The organism is Cryobacterium sp. Hh7 (assembly GCF_004403155.1).
In the GTDB taxonomy this organism is placed as follows: Bacteria; Actinomycetota; Actinomycetes; order Actinomycetales; family Microbacteriaceae; genus Cryobacterium; species Cryobacterium levicorallinum.
This window is the reverse complement of record NZ_SOHG01000064.1, coordinates 85,842-110,730: the sequence shown is the minus strand read 5'-3', so window position 1 is coordinate 110,730 and position 24,889 is coordinate 85,842. Positions and strand designations below refer to the sequence as shown.

Annotated in this window: 10 protein-coding genes; all 10 read left to right on the top strand. The window is 62.4% G+C overall.

The features are described from left to right. Window position 1 precedes the first annotated feature (1 nt). Entirely contained in the window at window positions 2-4,717 is a 4,716-nt protein-coding gene (locus E3T43_RS17015) for a DNA methyltransferase (RefSeq protein ID WP_134473274.1), read from the top strand. Beyond that, entirely contained in the window at window positions 4,714-11,148 is a 6,435-nt protein-coding gene (locus tag E3T43_RS17010) for a DEAD/DEAH box helicase (RefSeq protein ID WP_134473273.1), read from the top strand. Before E3T43_RS17015 ends, E3T43_RS17010 begins: the two co-directional genes overlap by 4 nt. Before the next feature lie 6 nt (window positions 11,149-11,154). Next, the gene (locus tag E3T43_RS17005) at window positions 11,155-13,419 is read left to right on the top strand and encodes a 3'-5' exonuclease (protein ID WP_134473272.1); all 2,265 of its coding nucleotides are present in this window, start codon (window positions 11,155-11,157) and stop codon (window positions 13,417-13,419) included. Window position 13,420: 1 nt separating this feature from the next. Then, window positions 13,421-15,211 (top strand): DUF262 domain-containing protein, encoded by a 1,791-nt coding sequence (locus tag E3T43_RS17000; protein ID WP_134473271.1) that lies wholly within the window; start codon window positions 13,421-13,423, stop codon window positions 15,209-15,211. A 182-nt stretch (window positions 15,212-15,393) separates the two neighbouring features. Next, window positions 15,394-16,560 carry a hypothetical protein gene (locus tag E3T43_RS16995; RefSeq protein ID WP_134473270.1) on the top strand — a complete coding sequence of 389 codons (1,167 nt, stop codon included), beginning with the start codon at window positions 15,394-15,396 and terminating at the stop codon, window positions 16,558-16,560. 197 nt (window positions 16,561-16,757) lie between these two features. Beyond that, window positions 16,758-17,969, top strand: coding sequence for an IS4 family transposase (locus E3T43_RS16990; RefSeq protein ID WP_134473269.1), 1,212 nt, complete (start codon window positions 16,758-16,760; stop codon window positions 17,967-17,969). Window positions 17,970-18,165: 196 nt separating this feature from the next. Beyond that, a complete protein-coding gene (locus E3T43_RS16980) occupies window positions 18,166-19,614 on the top strand; it encodes a DUF3375 domain-containing protein (protein WP_134473268.1) in 1,449 nt (482 codons plus the stop codon). Continuing rightward, window positions 19,611-20,342: a DUF4194 domain-containing protein gene (locus tag E3T43_RS16975; protein WP_241979060.1), complete on the top strand. Its 732-nt coding sequence runs from the start codon at window positions 19,611-19,613 to the stop codon at window positions 20,340-20,342. The genes E3T43_RS16980 and E3T43_RS16975 overlap by 4 nt, the downstream gene beginning before the upstream one ends. Continuing rightward, window positions 20,339-23,695 carry an ATP-binding protein gene (locus tag E3T43_RS16970; protein ID WP_134473267.1) on the top strand — a complete coding sequence of 1,119 codons (3,357 nt, stop codon included), beginning with the start codon at window positions 20,339-20,341 and terminating at the stop codon, window positions 23,693-23,695. The genes E3T43_RS16975 and E3T43_RS16970 overlap by 4 nt, the downstream gene beginning before the upstream one ends. Beyond that, window positions 23,695-24,885: a Wadjet anti-phage system protein JetD domain-containing protein gene (locus E3T43_RS16965; protein WP_134473266.1), complete on the top strand. Its 1,191-nt coding sequence runs from the start codon at window positions 23,695-23,697 to the stop codon at window positions 24,883-24,885. Before E3T43_RS16970 ends, E3T43_RS16965 begins: the two co-directional genes overlap by 1 nt. Window positions 24,886-24,889 lie beyond the last annotated feature (4 nt).

The window sequence follows — 24,889 nt, the reverse complement described above, 5'->3', positions numbered from 1 at the left end:
CATGTCAGACGAAGCGATCATCATTGGTGAGGGTTGGCTGAGCGACCACTTCTTCACCACCGATGCGAAATCCCAGTCGTTTCACGCCCGGGCCGTGGCCAGGCGCAAGGAATGGGATGAGCAGGATGCCGACGGTACCCCGTCGGCGCGGGCCCGTTTCACCGCAGTGCGCGCCCAGCTCGAAACACGCCTTGCCGCACTCGAGCCGGGCGTTGACGACCTGGGCATTCGTGACGAAATCTACGGCCCCCTGCGTACAGTGCTCGGATTCACCGGCGGCGGCTATCACCTCGACCAGAACGGACCGCTGCTGCGCGTAACCCAGCCCGGCCTCGTCGAGGGTTCACCTTTGGTGATCGTCGAGGCCCGCCCCGTCGACACGCTCGAAGACCTGCTCGCTCGGGATGCCGACACCTTGCTGGTTCCCTTCGAGGTCGACGACAATGACAAACACGCGATCTCCTCGGTCGGGAGGCTGCTCTCCACCCTTTTTGTCGAGGACGACGGGCCAATCTTCGCGCTGGTGCTCGCCGGAAAGTGGCTTCTCGTCGCCGAGCGGGAGCGATGGGCAGAGGGACGCTACCTCGCTGTTGACCTGCAACTCGTAGTCGCCCGCAACGACGCAAAAAAAGGCGGCGAGATTGATCGTGCGCTCACCTGTGTGTCGGCCGAGTCGCTGGCTCCGGATGCTGAGGGCGACATCTGGTGGTCCCAGGTGCTCGACGAATCGATCAAGCACACGGTTGGTGTCTCCCAGGACCTGCGCGAGGGCGTGCGGCTGTCCATAGAGATCATCGCCAATGATGTGGTTGCCCGTCGGCGCCGGAAGGGAATGGAGCCGCTGCCCGGCAGCGAGGCCCAGACGCTCGCAAAGCAGTCGCTGCGGTTCCTATACCGAATTCTTTTCCTGCTTTACGCCGAAGCCTCGCCAGAACTCAACGTGCTGCCCGTGGGTGCGAGTGAATATGAGGAAGGCTACAGCCTCGACCGTCTGCGCGAGCTGACTCTCGTGAAGCTCGCGACCGAACAGGGCGAGAACGGCACCCACCTCTATGAGTCGCTGGCTGTGCTCTTTCGCCTGGTTGACCGAGGCCACGGTGTCACAACCCCAGCGCCGCCCGTCGAGTCTGGCGAGACCCCCTCCGAAGCCTTCGACCTCCGCGACGGCCTGGTCTTCAACAGCCTGCGCGCCGACCTCTTCCTCCCCAAGGCGACCGCCCACATCGATGAGGTGAAGCTGAGCGACACCAAGCTGCAGGAGGTGCTCGCGCACCTGCTGTTGAGCAAAGTAAAGAACGGCCAAGACATTGGCTTCATTAGCTACGCAGACCTGGGCATCAACCAGCTCGGCGCCGTATACGAGGGCCTCATGTCGTACACGGGTTTCTTTGCCGAAACCGAGCTTTATGAGGTAGCCAAAGACGGTAATGCCGCCAAGGGCTCCTGGGTCGTGCCTGTCGAGCGCTCTCAAGGCATTTCCTCTAAGGATTTTGTTCAGGAAGCGCACCCGATTACCGGTGAGACCCGTGCTCGAATTCACCCTGTCGGAAGCTTCGTCTTCCGGCTGGCCGGCCGAGAGCGCCAGCAGTCAGCGTCCTACTACACACCCGAGGTGCTCACCCGGTTCACGGTCTCTCAGGCGCTCGAGGAACTACTGGACCAGGACGACACAACTACGACAGCCGCCGAGATTCTCGAACTAACTGTTTGTGAGCCCGCGCTCGGCTCCGGTGCATTCGCGCTCGAGGCAGTGCGCCAGCTGGCCGACCAGTACCTTCGCCGTCGACAATCCGAACTGGGCGAAAAGATCGATCCGGATGCCTACCCGCGGGAACTGCAGAAGGCGAAGGCCTCGATCGCACTGCACCAGGTGTACGGCGTCGACCTCAATGGCACCGCAGTGGAGCTCGCCGAGATCTCACTCTGGCTCGACACAATGTCCGAGGACCTCCAAGCCCCGTGGTTCGGCCTGCACCTCAAGCGTGGTAACTCTCTTATCGGTTCCCGACGTGCGGTCTACAGTCGCGATCAGGTGAACTCAAAGTCGTGGCTCAAAACCGTGCCTCGAGATGTTCACGTGTCAGATCTCGCTACCGACCTTCGTGAGGGCAAGATCGCTTCAGGAGTCTCTGGATCAATCCACCATTTCCTCCTTCCGGCGGAAGGCTGGGGCAGCGCAGTCGACGCCAAGGAAGCGAAAGAACTTGCCCCCGAGGCGCTTGCTGCCCTCAAGGGCTGGCGTCGTCAGATCACGGCCAAACCAACGAAAAAGCAGCTCGACCAGCTCGTGAACCTCTCGTATCGAGTGGAGACGCTCTGGCAATTCGCCCTCCGCCGGCTCGAGATTGCCGAGCGCGAGATTCGACGCCAAATCCCCCTCTGGGGAGCTACCCCCACTGCGATCGAGTTTGTCGAGCCCACACCTCACGTGACTCGTGAAGAAATCGAGCGCAAACTCGCCGATGCCAACGGCGCATATCAGCGGCTTCGCCGGGTTATGGACGCGTGGAACTCTCTCTGGTTCTGGCCGCTCACGGATACTCTCACGCAGGGCATTCAACCACCAACGACAGACCAGTGGATCGCCGGTCTGACTGCCCTGCTCGGCACGCACTTCGAGGTCAAAGCCAAGCTCGCGGCGCAGGGTCAGACAACGCTTGGCCTTTCCAACGAGTGGTCCGAGCTCGGCGCAATCGAAGAGAACGAACTCGCGTTTGCGATGGTGACTCCCGTGAATGAGGCCCTTGAAGCCCACCCATGGCTGGTCGTGTCGGAGCGTATCGGGCAACAGCAGGGGTTTTTCCACTGGGAACTCGACTTCACGACAGTCTTTGCACGCGGAGGATTCGACCTTCAGATTGGGAACCCGCCGTGGGTGCGTCCCGATTTCGATGAGGCCGCTGCGCTTGCGGAGCATGACTCGTGGTGGGCGCTCGCGCACAAGCCTCCGCAGTGGGAAGTCGAGGCGCGACGATCGGCGACCCATACTCTGCCAGGCGCGAAGAGATATTACCTAGAGGAACTCTCCTCGAACACGGCGGTGCGGCAGTCGGTGTCTCACGTCACTCGTTTCCCGCTTCTAGAGGGGCTCCGTCCTGACCTCTACAGGTGTTTTATGGAACAATCTTGGCGCAATATGTCTTCGACGGGAATTGTCGGTCTGATTCACCCTGAAAGCCACTTCACCGACGAGAAGGCCGGGCTACTCAGATCGTCAACGTATCGTCATCTACGCCGACACTGGCAATTCCTAAACAGCCTTCGGCTTTTTGAAGTTCATGCTGAAGTGAACTTTGGAGTGCACATCTACTCGGAGCTTCGTGAGGACGTGCGGTTCCTGATGGCTGCTTCGATTTACCATCCCGACACTGTGAATCGGTCACTTGTGCACGATGGTTCGGGTGCTGAGCCGGGGATAAAGAACACTCTCGGAGAATGGGACCTTAGACCTCACCGAAATCGCATTCTGACTGTCACGCAGGACGTTCTCAAGGCCTGGCATTCCGTACTGGAGGACCAGCAAGTGCCGGTTCTGCGAACTCGAATGGTCTACACAGTGAGCACGGCTATTGCGAGTGCTTTAGGGAAGGTCACGAAAAACGGTCGGATTGCATCCCTAGGATTGTCGTTCTCTCTAGGTTGGGATGAGGGAGCAGACTTCAAGAAGGGTCGGTTTGAGAAAAGATGGGGGGTAGCCGACGCTTGGTCGAAAGCAATCCTTCAAGGGCCACACATGTTCGTCGCAGACCCCTTTTACAAGTCGCCAAACAGCACAATGTTGCATAAGACTGACTGGTCGAGTTGTGATCTCGAGAGCCTGGCGGCCGATGCTTTACCCGTGACCGCTTACAAACCCACTGGGAATTGGGACGACTACGAAGCTGATTTCACGAACTGGCCCGAGGCGGAGCCCACTGCCGCTCGCAGGTACTATCGTGTCGCTTGGCGAGCAATGGCGGGGAATAACAATGAGCGGACGCTCTTGGCAACAATAATTCCACCGGGTGCCGCCCACGTGGACGGTGTGAACTCGCTTGCAAAGAGCGGCACCGTGGCCGGGGTCGAAGTCGTCTGGGTCGCTGGATTTTTAGCGTCTCTAGTTTCAGATTTCGCCGTCCGCGTGGCCCCGAAGTCTGCGCTCCGTCGAAAGACGATTGAGCGGTTACCTATAGTTTCAACGTCCCCGCTTATGCCACATTTAGTGCTTCGGACGCTTCGGTTGAACTGTCTAACAGATGCCTACTCAGAGCTCTGGTCGAGCGTCTTTGAGACTGAGTTCAAGTCTCAGAATTGGGTTGCTGGGATTGATTACCCGAATCGGAAAGGGTTGGGTGAAATCGAGAGTCACTGGACGCGGGATTCTCCACTCCGTATTGCCAGTGACCGTCGTCAGGCGCTCGTAGAGATTGATGCTCTAGTCTCAATTGCGCTGGGCCTCACCGCCGACGAGCTGTGCACGATCTATCGCACACAATTTCCCGTTTTGTATGGCTATGACCGCAATAGTTATTTCTATGATGTAAATGGCCGACTTGTGCCGAATTCTGTGCTTCGTATATGGCGCTCACGGGGGGATCAGACTACCGAGGACGAGCGCACGACGAGTAGCGCGGGCAATATGTACACCTACGAGCTCCCCTTCGTCACACTCGACCGTGAGGCGGACATGCGGCAGGCATACGCGCACTTTGAGAAGATCCTCGAGGAGCGCTCGTGAGTGAGCTCCTCCCCACACTCCAAGCGGAGGATGTGCGGGACGGTCTGGTCGACTACCTCTCCACCACTTTTGCCCTCGCCGACGAAGACGCACGCGTCGCGCTCGACCGCTTCCTGCGGCATTCGGAGCGGGGAATCTTCAAGGGCCCCTACGTGCGGCTGCGCCTACCGTTCAAGCCCGCCGAGGACGGATGGCGTTCGACACTCGACTGGTACGAAGGCTTCCCGCCCTACGGGCACCAGGCCGCGGCCTTTGCACGGCTCAGCAGCGCGAACCTGAGCGCTGAAAAACCTCGCCCGCTGCCGACGCTCGTCACCACCGGAACTGGCTCCGGTAAGACGGAGGCCTTCCTCCACCCGATCCTTGACCACGTGTTGCGCGCCAAGCGCGAGGGCGTCGAGGGAATCAAGGCGCTTATTCTCTACCCGATGAACGCCCTCGCCAACGACCAAGCCCGCCGCCTGACCGAGCTCATCACGACCAGCCCTGCGCTGGGCGGGGTACGCGCCGCCCTGTACACCGGGCAGAGCGGACCCACTCGCAGTACCGTCACCGCCGACGGGCTCATCACCGACCGCACGGCGATGCACGCCGAGGCCCCCGACATCTTGCTCAGCAACTACAAGATGCTCGACCAGCTGCTGCTGCGTCCCGCCGACCAGGCCCTCTGGAAGCAGAGCGCAACCAGCCTGCGCTATCTCGTGCTCGACGAGTTCCATACCTACGATGGAGCTCAGGGCACCGACGTCGCCATGTTGCTGCGCCGGCTGGGCCTCGCCCTCAAGCGCAACTGGCCCGAAGCTCATCAAGACATCGATGACGCGGCTCGGGCTCGTCCGCTCGGGCTCATCACCCCCATCGCCACGTCCGCCACTCTCGGCGACAAGGGCGATCCCACGCTCATGGTCGACTTCGCCAACACCGTCTTCGGCGACGACTTCGATGACGACAGCATTATCACCGAAACCCGCCTGACCCTCGAAGACTGGTCAGCGGGGGCTCACGAAAGCCTCGCCGGCCGTGGTCTCCAGCATCGGTCTGTCGACGCTGCCCTCGTCACCGAACTGACCGACGCCGTCGCCGCCCTAGGCGAACTACACCGCGACGCCGAGACCCTCACCGCGACCGTCTTTGCCACCCTGTACTCAGACGGAACTTCACAGAATGCGGCAGAGGCGTTCGCCGACGCTACCCCGGAGCTGCTGCTCGCTGCCGCTCAGGGGCATCCGTTCAACCGCGAGCTCTGCGAGGCCGCGATCGATGCGGTGTCGATCGACACTCTGGCCGTGGCGTTGTTCCCCGCCGGGCTCAGAACCACTGAGAGCATCGAGCAACGAGATGCTGCCCGCGGAAGCTTTTTGATTGCAGTCATCGCTGCGCTGAGCCATGTGCGAGCCGTCGCTGGCCGCTCAGCAGCCTCGGTGGATCTGCACCTGTGGGTGCGGGCGCTCACCCGGCTCGACCGATACGCCGGCCCCACCGTCGGATACGACTGGTCCGACGACGGCGGCATCGAAGAGCGCGAAAACGACGACCCGTTCAGTGTGGAAGGACGCGCGAAGTTTCCGGCCATTTTCTGTCGGCACTGCGGGCGTAGCGGGTGGGGCGTGCAGCTCGGACCTGTTGGGTTTGACCTTGATCACAGCGACATCAACATTCGCCGCAACCACGCCAACCACTCGGCGCGATTCCGAGCGCTCATCTATGCGCCGCGGGAAGCCGACCAGCAGGAGCAGGCGCCAGCGGATGAGTCGAGGACGGAAGGCCTCTTCTGGTTCGACGTGCAGCAACGCAACCTCAGCCTCGAGCCGCCGCGCGATGAGGAGTACGCGCAGGCCGTCACCGACGTGCTCCCCGTGCTCACACTCACCGGAGACGAAGCCGACGAAGCCTCGAACAAAGACGTCTGCCCCAACTGCCAGAAGGCCGACGGCATCCGCTTTCTAGGAAGTGCGATTTCAACGCTGCTCTCGGTGAGCATCAACACTATTTTCGGTGATCGTCACCTCGATGCCAACGAGAAGAAAGCTCTGGTCTTCACCGACAGCGTGCAGGACGCCGCCCATCGAGCCGGATTCGTGCAGAGTCGTTCGCACGTTTTTAGCCTACGCAACGCCATCCGAGACGCCATCGGTGAAGGGTCTTCGACCCTCGACGATGTCGCCGAAGAACTCCTGCGGCGCGCGGGCGACGACAAGTTTCTGCGTTACCGCCTCCTGGCACCCGACGTCGTTGACCGAGACACGTTCTCGCCGTTCTGGCGAGAAGACACCGCTCGCCGCGTGCCCGCCAGAACCATCAGGCTGGTACGCAAACGTCTCAAGTTTGACCTCGCCATGGAGTTCGGGCTGCAGTCCCGGGTGGGTCGCACCCTCGAGCTGACCGGGTCGGTCGCCGCCGAGGTCGATGCGGGCCCGGAAGCGCGCCTCGAGGCGCTGGGCCGCGCAGCCGTGCGCGACTTCGAGACCGCCGGATTCGTGGACGACGACAGCGACGGCGAAGTAGCAACCTCAGAGATCGTGCGCTGGGTTCGCGGCGTACTCGAACGCATGCGCGAACGCGGATCCATCGAGCACGAATGGTTCCGCAAGTACATCGAAAACAACGGCGAACGCTGGCACGTCTGGGGCGGCCGGCCCCGCGGCGAGGGAATGCCGGCATTCCCCAAGGATCGCGAAGCACCGGCCTACCCGCGCGTCGGCTCGACGGCAGCCATGAAGGGTGCCCGCGAGTCCCACCTCGACCAGGCGACCTCGTCGCGGGGCTGGTACGCGATCTGGGCGCGCAAGGTGCTCGGCGTCACCGCCTCCGACGGAGCCAAGCTCACAAAACTGCTCTTCACCGAATTGGAGAAGGGCGGAATCATCCTCGGCACGCCCGTTGGCGCCAGCGGAGCGACCGCCTATCAGCTGAGCCCCAGCCGAATCCTCGTGGCGCCCATCGAGCTTGCCGATCTGGAAGCCGCACGCAATCTGCTCGAGTGCGACACCTGCCAGACCCCCGTACCCGGAACCGCCACGGTGGTCGAACAGCTCGGCGGCGGGCCCTGCATGGTGGCCCGTTGTCGCGGCACTCTTCGGCCCATGGCCGGCACGGCAAACTACTACCGCCGTCAGTACGACGAAGGGGAGATTCGTCGGGTCGTTGCCCGAGAGCACACCAGCATGCTCAAAGATGAGGTGCGCCTCGAGTACGAAAACGGCTTCAAGGCTGCAATTGCGAGTCCCGATGCGCCCAACGTGCTCGTAGCCACACCCACGCTGGAAATGGGTATCGACATCGGAGACCTATCCACGGTGTTCCTGGCCGGACTCCCTCGATCGGTGGCGTCCTACCTGCAGCGCGTGGGGCGGGCCGGCCGCGTGACCGGCAACGCCCTCACGATGGCTTTCGTCGTGGGACGCGGCGAACAGCTGCCCAAGCTCGGCGACCCACTCTCCGTGATCAATGGGGAAGTGCGCCCGCCGGCCACGTACCTGAATGCCGAGGAGATCCTGCGGCGGCAGTACACAGCCTCCATCGTGGACCGCCTCGCCGCAGCGGGAAAGATACTGGGCATCACGCATGCCCGTGACGTGCTCGCCAAGACCGAGGGCACCTCCTTCCTGGCCATCGTCATCGACGATGCCGAAGCTCACGCGGAAGAACGACTTGAGGCCTTCCTCGCGACGTTCGACCACCTCAGCGACTGGGCAACCGAGACGCTGCGAAGTTGGTCTCTGCCCGGCGTCGAACCACGAATGAGCGGAATCGCCACCACGCTCATCGCGTCCAGCGCGCGCTGGAAGGGGGAAATCGAAAACCTCCGTCTGCGCAAGAAAGCAATCGTCGAATCGCTTCCCGAGCTGGAGACCGCTGCGGGCCACCCGGCCGCGAGCGAAGACGACAAGATTGCGTTCAGAGCGGCCAAAGCATCACTCGGCATGGTTATCCGTCAATCGAGCGACCTCTACGACGAGCATTGGGTCGGAGCGCTTGAGCGCTTTGGTGTTCTGCCGAACTACACCTTGCTCGATGACAGCGTGCGGCTTGATGTGGCCCTCAGCTGGATCGACCCCGACAGCCAGGAATTCCAACACGACGCCATCACCTACGAGCGCGGCGCCGGAATCGCGATCAACGAACTCGCACCGGGGGCAACCTTCTATGCCCAAGGTGTCGAGATTTTTATTGACGCCGTTGACCTCGGCAGCGAAGGCTCCCGAGTTCAAACCTGGGTGTTCTGTCCCGATTGCGGCTACGCCCGGGATGTCATGGTGCCGACGGATGGCGACGCGGCCAAGGGGCCGGCGAGCTGCCCGCGCTGCGGGGGCAGAGGCATCGCCGACGCCAACCAGAAGTTCGACGTTGCCGAACTCGAACAGGTCTCGGCCGAGGTTCGCCGTGACGAATCGACCATCAGCGATCGCCGAGACGAGCGGCAGCGCGAACGTTTCTCCGTTCAGATCGCGGCCGATATTGACCCGGCAAACGTTGCGCGTCAGTGGTTCGTTGAAGGAACGACCTTCGGGGTGAAGTATCTGCGCGAACTCACCATCCGCTGGATTAACCTTGGCAAAGTCACCGGCGCAGGTACGCCGCGAATGCTCGCGGGCGAGGAACTTTCGCCACCCCTGTTCCGTGTCTGCGGAGCCTGCGGCAAGCTCGACCAGAAGGGCGATGTCAACAGCGCCCGAGAGCACCGCCCCTGGTGCCGATACCGCACGTCTAAGCAAGAGCACGCGCGACAGCTGGCCCTGAGCCGCACGCTCACAACGCAAGGACTCGTGCTCCGACTGCCGAGTGCCGTCACGGTCGGTGACGGACTCGGCCTACCCAGCCTCTCCGCAGCCGTACAGCTCGGACTCCGAGAGGTCATCGGCGGTGACCCCGACCACCTGCGCCTCGTCACGATCGTGGAACCCGTGCTTGGTGATGAGGTCAACAACGTGGCCCTCCTGATTCACGATGCCGTACCCGGCGGAACGGGGTACCTCGCGGATCTCGCAGACCAGGGCAATATCCGCGATATTCTCGAGCGCGCGTGGCGCATCGTGGCTGTATGCCCCTGCCGGCACGAGGGCAGAAGCGCCTGCCACCGATGCTTGCTGCCTTTTGCGCCCGGTGGCGATCTTTCTCTGGTCTCGCGGGCCAGCGCCGAGCGGAGCCTGCGCACGATCCTTGGCCTCGATGAGCAGGGCGAGGGTGCTCCTTGGATAGTGACGGAAATCGACCCAGGGGCGCAAGACCCCGAGTCGATCCTCGAGCAGTGGTTCCGCAAGGTGTTTATGGACCGGGCTCGCGCTCTCGGCGCCACGATTAAAGAGATCCCCGGCGCTTGGGGCAACACGATTCGCCTGACGCTACCGGGAAGTAAACACCAGTGGGCGCTGACACCGCAGCCCTTCATCGGCAAGACTCGGCCTGACTTCGTGTTGGAAGCCATCGGGGGTGGTGCACCTCCGCTTGCGATCTATACCGACGGTCGCGCGTACCATGCCACGACAGCCCACAACCGGATCGCCGATGATGCTGGTAAACGACGGTATTTGCGAGCACAGGGGTATGGCGTGCTCGCCATCACCTGGGATGACATCAAGCGCGCAGACACCGCCACGGCCGAGCCCGCGACACCGTGGTTCGACCGCGATTTTGCGGCATCCATGGTGAACCAATTCGGCCTGTCGCCGAGCGCTCTTGACCACGTCACCGCTAACCCGATCACGCAACTGATGGACTGGCTCCAAGACCCTTCGGCGGCCGAGGACCGATGGAAGCGCGTCGCACACGGGCTTCCCATGCTCACCCTTCAGCCGGGCAAGTTCGTCGATGCCGTTGCCTCGCGCGAGGCGCTGATCGAACGCGCCGCCGACGTGTTGCAGGGGGCGCTACCCGCGGCCTCGAGCCAGCCATTTGCCTGGCATCTCGAGCGCACGTCGGTTGTCATGGCCTCGCGCTATAGCGGCACCGGGGACGCGACCGAGGTCGTGCTTATGATCGATGACCGAGCGAGCGCGGTGGCAGACACGAACTTTGCCGATGCCTGGCGACTGTGGCTGCGGCTGTCTAACCTGCTCGGCGCGGCCGATGTGACCCGGCGCGGCGAGATCATGGCGATGTCCGAGGTATTCGACTACGCACCGCAGCTGGGCGCGGTCGACGTGATTGCAGGCGGCACGGTGTCAGTGGAGTGGGCAGCTGCACTCGAATTCGCCGACGGCGACGAGCGGGAACTGCTCTCACAACTCGCCGAGTGGCCCGACATGGTCGTGCCGACCATTGGTGTCGAGGTTGCCGACGGTATCCCGGTGGGAATCGCGTGGGAACTCGAGCAGATCGCCGTATCGTTTGGGCTTGACGACGGCGACCGCACGGACCTTGAGAAAGCGGGCTGGGTCATTGTCGAACCGAACGTCACCGCAGTTGTAGCAGCACTCGGAACAGGAAAGTAGCGCGGTATGCCACAGATTGTGATGTCTAAACTCAAAGGACAGAAGCTCGACAAGACGGTGCAATCGAAGTCCTTCGCCTTTCTTCAGAAGCTGGCTGCCGACGACACGTCACCAGGTCTGCACATCGAGCCGATGCAAAAGGCCGCCGACGCACGTGCCCGTACCGGCCGAGTAGATCAGTACTGGCGTGCGGTGCTGTTCAAACTCGACCAGAAGAACGGCGAGTCGATCTACGTTTACGACGGCACGTGGCCGCACGACGAGGCGATCGAGCGTGCACGAACCCGTGTGCTGCACTTCAACCCGATCAATGGGATCACCGAGATCATTGAGCAGGGGATGCCACCGGCCGGTGAGCTGTTGCCCGATTACCCGCCCGTCATTCAGAAGCCGAACAAACCGGCCGAGTCTTTCCTGGCAACGCACGGTTATGTGCTCACTGATCTCACGGATGCGCTCGGATTCGACGCCCTCGTCGCGCAGCGAATCTTTGCCGCCACCAGCGAAGACGAGCTTCTGCAGATGTCTGAGAGCCTGGCTAATCAGTGGCAGATCGATGCGCTGCTGGGGCTTGCCGTGGGCGACACCGTCGAGAAGATCCGCGAAAGCCTCGGGTTCGGTGCCGGACCCGTCGAGCCGGGTGTTGGTCCCGAGCCCCTCGCCGAAGAGACGGAAGACGACCGACTCGCCAAAGGCCTCCAGCATCCGGCAGCACGCATGCAGTTCACCTTCATCGAGAATGACGAGGAGCTGCAGCGAGTAATCGAGGGCGGCGACTTTGGCGCGTGGCGCGTCTTCCTGCACCCCGAACAGCGGAAGTACGCTGAGAAGGACTTCAACGGTGCCTTTCGGATGTCTGGCGGCGCCGGTACAGGAAAGACGGTGGTGCTGCTGCACCGAGCGCGTCGCCTGGCGCGGGAGAGCACATCCGCTCGAATTGTGCTCACGACATTCACGAAGGCTCTGTCGTCGGCGCTGGAGCGAGATCTTGAGAGGCTGGACCCGGCCATCCCTTGGGCAAAGGGGCTCGGGAAGCCGGGGGTGCTCGTGCGCGGTATCGACGCTCTTGCGGTAGCCGTTCGTGACACGGCCGGCGCGCAGTTTGGGCAGGCTGCCGAACACGTATTCGGGACACCGATTGAACCCCGTGGCAGTCTCGTCGGCAATGACATTGGATGGCGCGAGGCCATCGATGACGCAGACGTTGACCTGCCCGAGCCGCTGCAGAGCCCGTCGTTCTTCGAAGGCGAGTATCTGCAGGTGATTCTGCCGAATCGCGTGACAAGCCAAGAGGCCTACTTCAAGGTGCGCAGGCCCGGACGGGGGATCGCACTTGATCGGCGCAAGCGGGTGGCAGTCTGGGCCGTGGTCGAGCAGTATCGGCAGAGTGCTCGCCACATGGGTTCGCTGAGTTTCTCTGAAGTTTCTGCCATCGCGTCTGCTTATCTCGAGCATTCCGTGGAGGGAGGGCTCGCCGATCATGTGCTCGTCGATGAAGGCCAGGACCTCACCCCGCTGCACTGGCAGCTTTTGCGCGCGTTGGCTGGCGAGCACAAGAACGATCTCTTTATCGCTGAGGACACGCACCAGCGCATTTATGGCCATCCGGTGGTGCTTTCCCGCTACGGAATCAAGATCACCGGACGTTCGCGTCGTCTTACGCTCAATTACCGCACCACCCAGCAAAATCTGCGATTCGCGCTTGGGGTGCTCGAAGGCGCCGACTTTGTTGATAGCGACGGCAATGAAGAGAACGAGCATGGGTATCGTTCGGCACGGTCTGGTCCGCTACCACGTGTGGTCTCAGCGACCAGCGAGAGTGGACAATACGACAATGTCGCCGAGGTGATCAAGGGTTGGCTGGCTGACGATGAGATATCGCCCGAGACTGTGGCTGTGCTCACGCGTTCTCGCAACCAAGGACTCAAACTCAAGGACCAGCTCGCCGATCGTGGTGTCATCGCAGCCGTCGCAGAGCCCGGTGATGCTGGTGCGGGGCATCCGGTGGTCCTCACAATGCACAAGGCGAAGGGTATGGAGTTCTCGCGTGTGCTGCTCTTCAACGTGTCGGAAGGTTCGATCCCCAACACGTGGGCATTGAAGGGCGTGGCCCCCGAAGAGCTCGACGACGCCATGTTGCGCGAACGTTCCTTGCTCTACGTGGCAGCCAGTCGCGCTCGTGACGAGCTGGTGATTTCGTGGGCGGGGAAGGCCTCGCCATTGCTTGAACAATCGACCGCGCCAGAATCACAGCCTCTAGGAGCCAACTAACGTGGCGAAGTACACCGTGCAGCAGCAACCCGTTGAGACGCTTCTTACCTGGGTGAAGAGTGGCCAAGTGGCTATCCCGGAAATGCAGCGCCCTTTTGTTTGGGATTCCACGAAGGTTCGAGACCTCCTTGATTCTCTCTACAAAGGATTTCCCGTTGGGTACCTCATCACCTGGCAAAGTGCCGACGTAGGTCTCAAGGACGGAAGCAAATCCAGCTACCGCCAGATCCTGATCGACGGCCAACAGCGGATTACCGCAATGACAGCGGCTTTGCTTGGGCAGCCCGTGGTCGACAAATCATACAAACTGAAGCGCATCAAGATCGCCTTCAACCCCATCACGGAGGAGTTCGCGACCCAGACACCCGTCATCGAACGAGACGTAGCGTGGATCTCGGATGTGGCTCTCTTTCTCAATGCGACATCAACGTTCGGCGCAACAAAGAAATACCTCGAGGCGAACGACGTACTTGACCAGTCGCACATTGAGGAATCTTTGAACAGGCTGTCGGCTGTTAGGAATGCCCAGGTCGGTATCATCACGCTTGACGAAGATCTTGATATTGAAACGGTCACCGAAATCTTCATCCGGATCAACTCCAAGGGTGTAGCCCTGAGCAGTGCAGACTTTGCAATGAGCAAAATTGCGAGCCACGGGCTCCTCGGATCGAACCTGAGAAAGCTGATTGACTACTTCTGTCACCTCGCTGTCGCGCCTCATGTCTACAACGACATTGCCGAGAACGATGATGCCTTCGCGTTGTCCGGGTACATGGAGAAAATCGCCTGGCTTCGTAACGATTCATCAGACTTGTATGACCCCACGTACACGGATGTTATCCGCGTCGCTGGAATCAAGGAATTCAAACGCGGCCGGCTGGCTGCGCTGGTGAGCGTGCTCTCGGGTCGCGATTTCGAGACGCGAACCTTTGATGAGGAGATCGCGGTGGAATCGTTCGCGCGACTCGAGAAAGTTCTGCTGGAGATTGTGAACCAGTACAGCTTCCAACAATTCACCATGACCATCAAATCTGCTGGGTTCATCGCCCCGCGGTTGATCAGCTCAAAGAACGCCCTGAACTTCGCCTATGCCCTCTACCTGCAGCTTCGCAGTGATAACGAGCTCAATGAGGGTGAAATCAAGCGGATCGTGCGCAAGTGGTTTGTCATGTCGCTTCTCACCGGCCGCTATACCGGTTCCTTTGAGACCGCCTTCGAAGCTGATATTCGGCGCGTGGGTGAAATTGGCGCCCCAGCCGTGCTCGACAACATCGAACGATCCTCGCTATCGGATACTTTTTGGCAGGTCTCCTTGCCGATGGACATGGAGTCCTCGAGTGTTCGCAGTCCGTACTTTCTCGTCTTTCTCGCGGCACAGGTGCACTCGAACGCCCGCGGCTTCTTGTCGAAGAACATAACCGTTGGCAACATGGTCGAAGAAGTGGGTGATATCCACCATATAGTTCCGAAAAACTACCTTGTGAAGAATGGCATCAGCAATCGGGCCGACTACAACCAGATCGCAAACTACGCCCTCACTGAGACGCCGATCAACATCGCTATCAAGGATCGAGCGCCTGGCGATTACATGGGATCAGTCGACGCTCAGATCGTCGATGGCACGCTTCGCCTGGGCGAGATTACGGATGCTGCTCAATTGGCCGCAAACTTCGCCGCCAATGCGGTCCCTGATTTTATCCGCACCGTCACGACTGAGAGTTATCAGGAATTTCTTACTTCCCGGCGCACGCTCATGGCGGCATACGTTCGGCGTTACTACGACGGACTTTAGGGTCCGTAACTGGCATGGGGCCGCGGCGGCATGACAGCTGGCCGCCGTTAGCGCGGAGTTCAACGGCGCGCACCGCTGCCGCGCTCATCAAGCTCTGTTCTCACGCGCCACGGACGTAGGCTGGGGCCGCAGCCGGAATCGTGCGTCGTTCTGGTTTGCGTAATCGGCAATAGATTAGGGGCATGCCCTCGCCTATCGACACTCGACAAATCAACAAAGACGGCGCGCCAATCGTGAGAATCCAGCACGGAATGAAGCGATTCCTCTTTGCAGAGATGGAGTCACGAACCTTTCTGGACTGCCTTGGTGAAAGTGAATCGCCGAGCGTCATCAGAGTCGTTCCCCTTCTACGGGTATTCACGATCGCCCAGTCGCGCTTTATTGCCGTGGGCAATGTTCGCATCGTCGTCAGCGGAGTCCAGCAAGTCGCCTTCGAAGTCTTCCTGGACGGAATCTGGAAAGAGGAAACCGCGAGGGATAATTTCTTCCCTTTGAATCGGGAATCGCCGGCGGGTGTGGATGAACTCGATCGTTCAACGTCGGCATTGGAAGGCCTGCTAGTCGAGTCAGCCAGTGCTCAGTCGAATAATTCGGTCACCAGCAACGAGTTCCACGTGGCCTTTGTCTCAAAGGGCGTTGCTGAGGACTCACGAAATGCAATCACGGAAGTGAGAGAAATCCGTTATGGTCTCGAGCTTCATCTCGCTGAAACGAGCGCAAAGTCGAGCGTAGAAGGATCTCAACGCTCCATTGTCTCTGCGTTACTGCAGCTTGGGATCATTCTTGGCCGGGGCGCTGATAACGCTCGGGAGGCGGTCCGCGAAGGGCTCTGGGTCTTCCTCACAGACTCGAGCGCCTATCACTCGTACCGTGTTCTTCAAGACCCGGGCATCATTAACAATGCTGTGCCGGCGACCGAGTTTTCGAGAACGTGGATGAAACTACACGACGCAGCGATTCGTCAATGTACCGAGCTGCGTGGTCAGCTCGACGCTGAGTGCATTTCCGTGCATGCGCTTCTTGCCGCGGCCGCTGCGGTGTCGAGCTCGCGCGAGGCCGACGCGCAGACTAATTTCAACACGTTGGCTGCTGTGGCATCTTTTGGCTTGGGAATTCCGGCGCTCGTTTTGGCGCTTTATGGAGCCGACCGGCTACTGCCGTTGGATACTTTGCCGAGACAGTTCGCCTTCCTCCCGGTGGCTGCCGGACTCGTCTTCGCTGCGATCCTTGCAGTGATGAGATCTCCGACGGGCAAACGCCGTCGGGTCTGGCTCCTCGGGGCTGGCGTTGCGCTAATCGCGTCCCTGGCTCTACTTATCGTGGCGGGGATGATCTTGCCGGGTGCTTAGCCCCGCGTCCTTTCAACTCCAATCCAAGAGCGCCGCGGAGCTGGAGAATTCACTCGAAACCGTCTCCGAATGCGCCATGATTAGCGCGGGGGCTTTCTTCCTGCGCCCATTCGCTGCTAGTGACGAAGGAGGCCTGACGAGTGTCTGCTCTAAGCCCAATACCGTTCAGTTAAGCATCTCCGTGTTACGTTGTGGGTATGGCGCGTACAGGGTGGGTGAAGCCGGTCTCTGACCGTCGGTTGTCGGATTTGGTGTCGGTCGGTTTGTTGACCCGTGTGTTCCCTGCTGATGTCATCGACGAGGTGGTTCAGGTCGCGGGGCGGACTGAGCAGCGTAACCGGGCGTTGCCGGCACGGGTGATGGCGTATTTTTCAATCGGGATGGGCCTGTATGCCGAAGCGTCCTACGAGGATGTGTTTGCTCAGCTGACGGATGGGCTGTCGTGGTCAACTGGCTGGTCCGAGGCGTTTGCGCCGCCGTCAAAGTCGGCCATCTTTCAGGCGCGTCGACGGCTGGGGTTCGAACCGGTGCGGGACTTGTTTGCCCGCGTCGCACAGCCGCTGGCAGGGCCTGACACGCCGGGGTCCTGGTTGGCTGGACGGCGTTTGATGTCCATCGACGGAACGATCCTGGATCTGGCCGACAGCGTCGTGAATGCTGAGTTCTTTGGCCGCCCGCCCGTCAGTCGCGGGGAGCAATCCGCTTTCCCGCAGGCACGGTTGGTGGCGTTGGCTGAGTGCGGAACGCATGCCGTTCTGGACGCGGTGATGGGCCCGTGCACGACGTCGGAAATTGAACTCTCGCGTGAGCTGGCCGGCCGCTTCAAGCCGGGCATGCTGGTCCTGGCCGACCGCGGCTTCTACGGTTTCCGCTTGTGGGCACAGGCAGCAGCGACGGGCGCTGATCTGCTCTGGCGGGTCAAGACGAACCTCCGTCCCCGGTTCCAGGAGACCGTCGCTGACGGGTCCTGGCTGGCAACGATCATCCCGACCTCCGGCACGGGGCGGCAGTCGACGACACCGTTGACGGTTCGCGTCGTGGACTACACGATCGACGACGGACGCGAAAATCCTGATTCCTACCGGTTGCTGACCACGATCCTGGATCCGGCCGAGGCCTCGGCCGAAGAACTCGCGACCGTGTACTCGGAACGGTGGGAGATTGAGACGGTGTTTGACGAGTTGAAAACCCACCAACGCGGCCCGCGCATGGTGCTGCGGTCCAAATCTCCGGACCTGGTCAAGCAGGAAATCTGGGGCCACCTGTGCTGCCACTACGCGATCCGCACCCTCATGGTCGAGGCCGCCCAGCACGCTCACCGCGACCCTGACCGGGTCTCCTTCATCGCCGCACTCCGCATCGCCCGCCGCTCAGTGGCACAGGGCGATTTTTCCCCCTCCGCACCCTGACCACGCCCAAGCAGTCTGGCGTCATGCCGTCCGTGCCCTCGTCCGAAGGCTGAATCCCGCGCGACGACGACGATCAAACCCTCGCGTCATCAAACGCAAGGTCTCGAAATGGCCCGCCAAACGCTTCCACCACGCCCACTGGCCACAACCCGCTCGCGAGCCAGAAATCACCATTCAAGTGCTTAACTGAACGGTATTGGCTCTAAGCCAGACCCACGCGCTCAAACAGCTCGTCGAAACGGATGCCACCTGGCGGCTTCTGCGGGCCGACAACGCACCTGTGATCGCGGCCTTGCTCAGCGAGCATCTCGGTGGCGAAAGCCGGCGCCTCCCCACTGAGGAACTCTATGAGCGCCTCGACCACGATCTCGAGGCGCTGCGCGCACACGGGTTCGAGCTGCCGCAGAGCGCCCAAGGGTACTGCGCCGAGTGGCGCAAATCTGGCTTCCTTACTCGGCGCCCCGCCGAGGAAGCGCGCGGCGAAACGTTTGAGCTGGCACCAGGGGCTCTTGGAGCCATCCGTTTCCTGGAGCAGCTTTCGGTTCCGCGGCAGACCGTCACGGAATCACGCCTGGCCAGCATCGGCGTGCAGCTGGGGCAGCTGGCGATCGAGACCGACCCGGATGCCACCCGGCGACTCGAACAACTGCACGCGCAGCGTGACCGTCTCGACGCGCAAATCGAACGCATCCACGCCGGGGACCTGGACACGCTCGACACAGCTCGCGCGCTGGAACGCGTGCGCGATATCCTCTCCCAAGCCGAGGAGATTCCCTCTGATTTCGCTCGCGTGCGCGCTGAGTTCGAGACGCTTAACCGTGATCTGCGGGCCAGAAACGTCGAATCCGACGACACCCAGCGCACCGTGCTCGACGAGGTGTTCCGCGGCGTAGACCTTATTGGCGAGTCCGACGAGGGCCGCAGTTTCGCCGGATTCAGCGCACTCGTGCTGGACCCCGCCGTCGGAAGCGCGTTCGACGACGATATCGCTCGAGTCCTCGACCGCGACTTCGCCGGCGAACTCACCCCAGCGCAGCGCCGCTACCTGCGCCGGTTCATCGGCACCTTGAAGGACCACAGCGGCGAAATCCACGAGGTCATTACCGCGTTTGCTCGCGGGCTGCGCCGCTACGTGCAGTCCCAGGACTACCAGCGCGACCGTGTTCTGCGCGGCATATTGCGTACGGCCCTGGCCGCCGGGGTCGAGGCATCGGTGCACGCCAAGCCCTACCAGCCCACGACACTGCACCTCGAGCTCTCCGCGGTAGCGCTCGGTAGTGTGGGCGCCATTCGCCTGCACGACCCGGCCGACCTCGATGCCAGCGCTCCGGTCGTGGAGCATGTAGCCGGCGTCGCCGACCTCGAAGCGCTGCGCGCCCTCGCCCGTGCCACCGAGATCGACTTCGGTGAGCTCACCGATAACGTGAACGCGGTGTTGTCTGAGGTCGACCAGTGCACCGTGCGCGAGGTACTCGAGCGGTATCCGGCCAGCCAGGGTGTGGCAAGCATTGTCGGCCTACTTACCCTCGCCGCGAACCAGGGCGCTACCGTCGCGGGTATCGAGACGGTCCGCTGGCAAGGGGCCGACAAGGTCGCCCGCACCGCTGATATTCCGATCTACTGCTTTACGGGGAGACTGCTTTGAACGACGACTTCGGCACCGAGATTATTGCCAGCACTGACATGATTGCGGACCTCACCACAGCACTCTGGTCGGGAGACACCGGCGTGATCGGGGAGCAGTCGCGTCGGGCGCTTCTCGAGCTGATCAAGGGGCCCTACCTCTCGGGTGTGAAGGCCCCCATGCTGTGGTCAGCGCTTCTCGCCAATGAGGTTGTCATCCGGTCGCGACTGCACGAGCTATTCCTGGACCTGGTCGTTGACCGGGTCGGCGAATTTGCGTTCGTGCGCAACGTGAGCACTACCGAACTGACGGTGCCGAGCACCGTGCGCACTTCCGCGCTCACGTTTCTCGACACGGCCATGTTGCTCGTGCTGCGCCAGATGTTGCTCTCGGGCGAAGGTGAGGGGCGGGTCATCGTGGGGCAAGAGGATGTCTTTGAGCAGCTGCGCGTGTACCGCACCGTCGACCGCGACGAGAGTGACTTCAACAAGCGGCTGAATTCCTCCTGGCTCAAGATGAAGAACACGCTGCGGGTGATTCACCAAGCCGGTACCGAGGACCGGGCTGAGATCTCGCCTGTTCTGCGGCTGATCGTGGATGCCGAGCAGATCGCGGCGATCAGCGGTGAGTACCGGCGGATCGCGGAGGGCGGCGCGGCGGTTGCTCTTGTCGATGCGGATGCCGACACGAATGTCGGTGGTATCGACGATTCTGAGGTCGACGACCATACCGAGGAGATGATCTCATGACAATGCTCGAGATGACCGGCCTCGACGACGAACCGGGCACCGCCGGGAAGCCGACTGCGACCGGACCGATCCACGTGGGGCAGTGGCGCCTGGCCCGAGTCGAGCTGCTCAACTGGGGCACCTTCGATGGGCACCACCGCATCGATGTCGCACGCAAGGGGCACCTGTTCACCGGGGCATCCGGTTCCGGCAAGTCCTCGTTGCTCGACGCGATCGGCACCGTGATCACCCCCGACAAGTGGCTGCGCTTCAATGCTGCCGCGCAGGACTCCACCAGTCGCAACGACGACCGAACCCTGGTCAGTTACGTGCGCGGGGCCTGGAGCAAGGAAGCTGACGAGACCCTCGACCGTGCGGTGAGCACCTACCTGCGCAAGACCGCCACCTGGAGCGGCATCCTGCTGCGGTTCGAGAACGAAAGGGATGCCCCGGTCACCCTGGCCCGACTGTTCCACCTGCGCGGGTCCAGCGTCGACAAGGCCGATCTGAAGGATGCCTGTTTCATCGACCGAGTCGACGTGAGCTTGCTTGATTTTCGCGAGCACGTCGCATCCGGAATCGAAGCCCGGCGCATCAAGAGCGCCTGGCCGGCCGCGGTCGTCACCACCACAGGGTCGCATGCTCCCTTCTATGCGAAACTGCGGCGCCTGCTCGGTATCACGAGCCTGAACGCGCTGCACCTGCTGCACAAGACCCAGTCGGCAAAGAACCTCGGAAGCCTCGATCAGCTGTTCCGGGATTTCATGCTCGACGAACCGGCCACCTTCGCCCGGGCCAAGAGCGCCGTGGAACAGTTCGGCGAACTCAACCAGGCCCACCAGCATGTGGTGGAACTGCGCCGCCAGGCCGATCACCTCATCGGTCTCGAGAAGTCGATTGCTGCGTACGAATCGGCGGCGGCGACGGCCGCGAAGGCCGAACGGCTCGGTGCGCTGATCGATCCATTCCAGGCCCAGCTAACGCTGCGACTGGCCGAGGATGAGCGCGGGACGTTGCGGGCGCAGCAGGCGCGTGCCACCGAGGAATCCCGGCGAGCGGATGCGGCGCGAGACGCCGTCGCGGACATGCTGAGGGCTGCCGAGCGGCGATCCCTGCAGCTCGGCGGTGATGAAGCAGCGCAGGCCCAAGAGCGTGTGAACGAGGCCACTGCGGCCGCCGGCAACACGGCGCGGCAATGGGCCCGGTTCGCGGGGGAGTTGAAGGGTGCGGGCGTTGACCCGGCGCCGCAGAACGGCGAGGAGTTCGCTGAATTCCAGGAGTCGTCTCGGCGCGTGCTGGAGGAGTCACCTCCGGAGGCTGCCCACAAGCACAGTGACAACGAGCAGTATTCCGCGGCGCGTCGTGAGCTCAAGGCGATCGACGGTGAACTGAAAGAGCTGAGCAATCGCAAGAGCAACCTGCCGGCCGAGCTTCTTCGCGCCCGCAGGATGCTGGCCACGGAGCTCGGAGTGACCGAGGCGGCATTACCCTTCGCCGGTGAGCTGATCGAGGTGCTGCCCCAATTCGCCGAGTGGAGCGGCGCGATCGAGCGGGTGTTATATTCGCTCGCCAGCGCGCTCCTGGTGCGCGACGACTACCTGCCGGAGGTGCGTCGGCGCGTAGATGCCCGCGACCTTGAAGCCCGACTCGTCTTCGAGGCTGTTCCGGCGATCGCCGATGCGCCTCGCGCAGCCCGCACCGCCACGTCGCTGCTGCACCGCATCCGAGTCAGCGACGGGCCATTCCACGATTGGCTGCTCGCGCGCACAGCTGCTGAGTTCGATTTTGCATGCGTCGACCACCCCGATGAACTTGACCGGGTCGACCGAGGGGTGACTATCGGTGGGCAGATCAAGAAGTCGGCCCGCCGCTATGAGAAGAATGACCGTCATCGCATTGACGATCGCTCGCACTGGATCCTCGGAGCGGACAACGAGGCCAAGATCGAGCTCCTGCTCGAGCGTCGGCGAGACGCCGAGCGGCGTCAGCAAGAGTTCGGTGGCAGGCTTACGCGGGCGCAGACCGATCGCGACGCCGCGACCAAGCGGCGTATCGTGTTCGCGCAGGTTCTGGACCGGGACTGGTCCGAGTTTGACCGGTCCGCCGCCGACGAACTGGTACGGGTGCGCCACCGCCAGCTGCAGGTGCTGACGACAGACAACCTAGAGCTGCAAGACGCTCTCGAAGCTGAGACGCAGGCCCGCGCAGGCTTTCAGGCTTCCGAGAAAGAGGCTCGGGCAAAGGCCCTTGAGCTCAGCCAGGTCGCTGCGGTTATGCACGAGGTGAACCAGCTCATCCTCGAGCTCGGCGTGCGGGCGCAGGATGCTCCTCTCAGCGATGTCGACATCGCCGCGCTCGAGGTGCGTTACCGCTCGGTGCAGCGCAAGATTGACCGCCGCACAATCGGCGAAATTGGCCGTAAAGTCAGCGAGGCGCTGCACAAAGAGGCCAGCGCCGCTCTGGCGTTGCTTCGACGCGCGGAGTCCGACTTCGTAGAGAGCGCCAGTGTCTTTAGAAGCAAATGGTCCGCAGCCTCAGGCGACCTGACCACCTCCATTGATGACCGCGCCGGCTATCGTTCGCTTCTAGCGGGCATCGTCGAGCGCGGGCTGCCCGAGCATGAGGCCAACTTCCTCAAATTGCTGCGAGACAAGTCCCGGGACCTGATCGGTCTCCTGGCTTCGGACATCCGTGACGCCCCGAAACTAGTCGCGGATCGCATCGAACCCGTCAATTTTTCACTGGGGCGCTCGCGCTTCGACGACGAGCGTTACCTCCGCATTGATGTTAAGACCCGGCGCACGCCCGAGGTGCTGCAGTTCATGGCCGATCTCAAGACGATTGTCGACGGGGCCTGGGGTGAGGACACTCTTGCCGCCGCCGAACAGCGCTTCGCCGTGCTGAACGGCTTGATGCAGCGCCTCGCCTCCAGCGACCACGCTGATTTGGCCTGGGGCCGCAGGTGCCTGGATACCCGCCAGCACGTGACCTTCATGGCGAGCGAGATCGACCTGGCCGGCCGGGTCGTGAACGTGCACGATTCGAGCGCCGGACTCTCCGGCGGGCAGCGCCAGAAACTGGTGATCTTCTGCCTGGCCGCCGCCCTGCGCTATCAGCTCGCCGCCGACGAAGACGAACTGCCCTCGTACGCCACGATAATCCTCGATGAGGCCTTCGACAAAGCCGACAGTCGCTACACGCGGATGGCGATGGACGTGTTCGTGGAGTTCGGCTTTCACATGATCCTGGCCACTCCGGAGAAGCTGCTGCAGACGATCGAACCCTATGTGGGCGGCATCACCTCGATCACGAACGCCTCCCGTCGGGATTCGCGCACTGCCGCTGTCGTCTACCGCGACGACAAGGATGCCTGATGGCCGCTTCGCGCGGCATGGTGTCCGTCGCCGCTGCTCGGGCACGTGCGCTGAAAAAGGTTCTGTCCGACCAGCGCGACTGGGCAGCCTTCGGCGGTGAGGATGCCCAGCTAGAGATCGTGCTGCACCCGCCCACCGAGCGGGTGGCACTTGACGACCAGGGGGCCGCGATTACCTGGGTGCAGGCCTGGCAGGCAGCGGATACCGCCGACGCGACGCTTGAGGTGACCTGGGGCGGGCGCCAGTGGTCGCGTGTCGGTGCGCAAACCGTGCCCGAGCGGTGCCTGCTCCGGGGAGCGGATGCGATCGCGGCGTTCGCCGGATCCGCGCCCGGCCGAGACTGGCGGGTTCTCCGTGACCGCGCGGCACTGGTTCGTGGTGCGTTCGTCGAGCGGGCCGCGTCCGCCGACGGGCTGGCCGCGGCCATCCGTACCCACGGGCGCACGCTGCAGCTCCTAGCGGCGGCGGACTTCGCCACCCTGTTGCTGGTCGTGGCGTGGTTGGCGGAACATCCGGCATCGGGATCGCGTATTCGGCAACTGCCGATTCGCGGAATCGACACGAAATGGCTCGAGGGGCACCGGGCGGTCGTCGAAAGTCTGCACGCCGCGGTTAGTGGTCGCGTGTCCCTCGGGCTGCTCGACGCGCCATCCTTGGTTCGCGTGCGGTTCCTCGACCCGGCGCTGCGCCCCGGGGGACTATGCGACGTGATTGCCCCGGTGGAGGAGCTCGCCGCGCTCGATGTTGAGCCGAGCGTTGTGTTCGTCTTCGAGAACTTAGAAACCGTGTTCGCGATGCCGGAGCTGCCTGGAGCCGTCGTCGTGCACGGGGGCGGCTATGCGGCCCCGCGCCTCAGTGGCATCCCATGGATCCAAGCGGGCCGCATCATTTACTGGGGCGACCTCGACTCGGACGGTTTCGCTATCCTGCACGCGCTGCGCTCGGGCTGCACCAATGTCACGAGCGTGCTCATGGACGAGGAGACCCTGGTGGCCTACCGCGATCTCTGGGTGCCCGAGCCCAAGCCGGCTACCGGCACCTATACGACGCTGACGGCGGGGGAGCAGCGGGTGCTGGAGCGCATCCGTTCCGAGGGGAACGTACGGTTGGAGCAGGAGCGGGTCGCCTGGAAGTACGCGCTGGCGCAGCTCACCACAGCTGCCGCAGGGTTCCCAACCGCAATGTCGTAGCCAC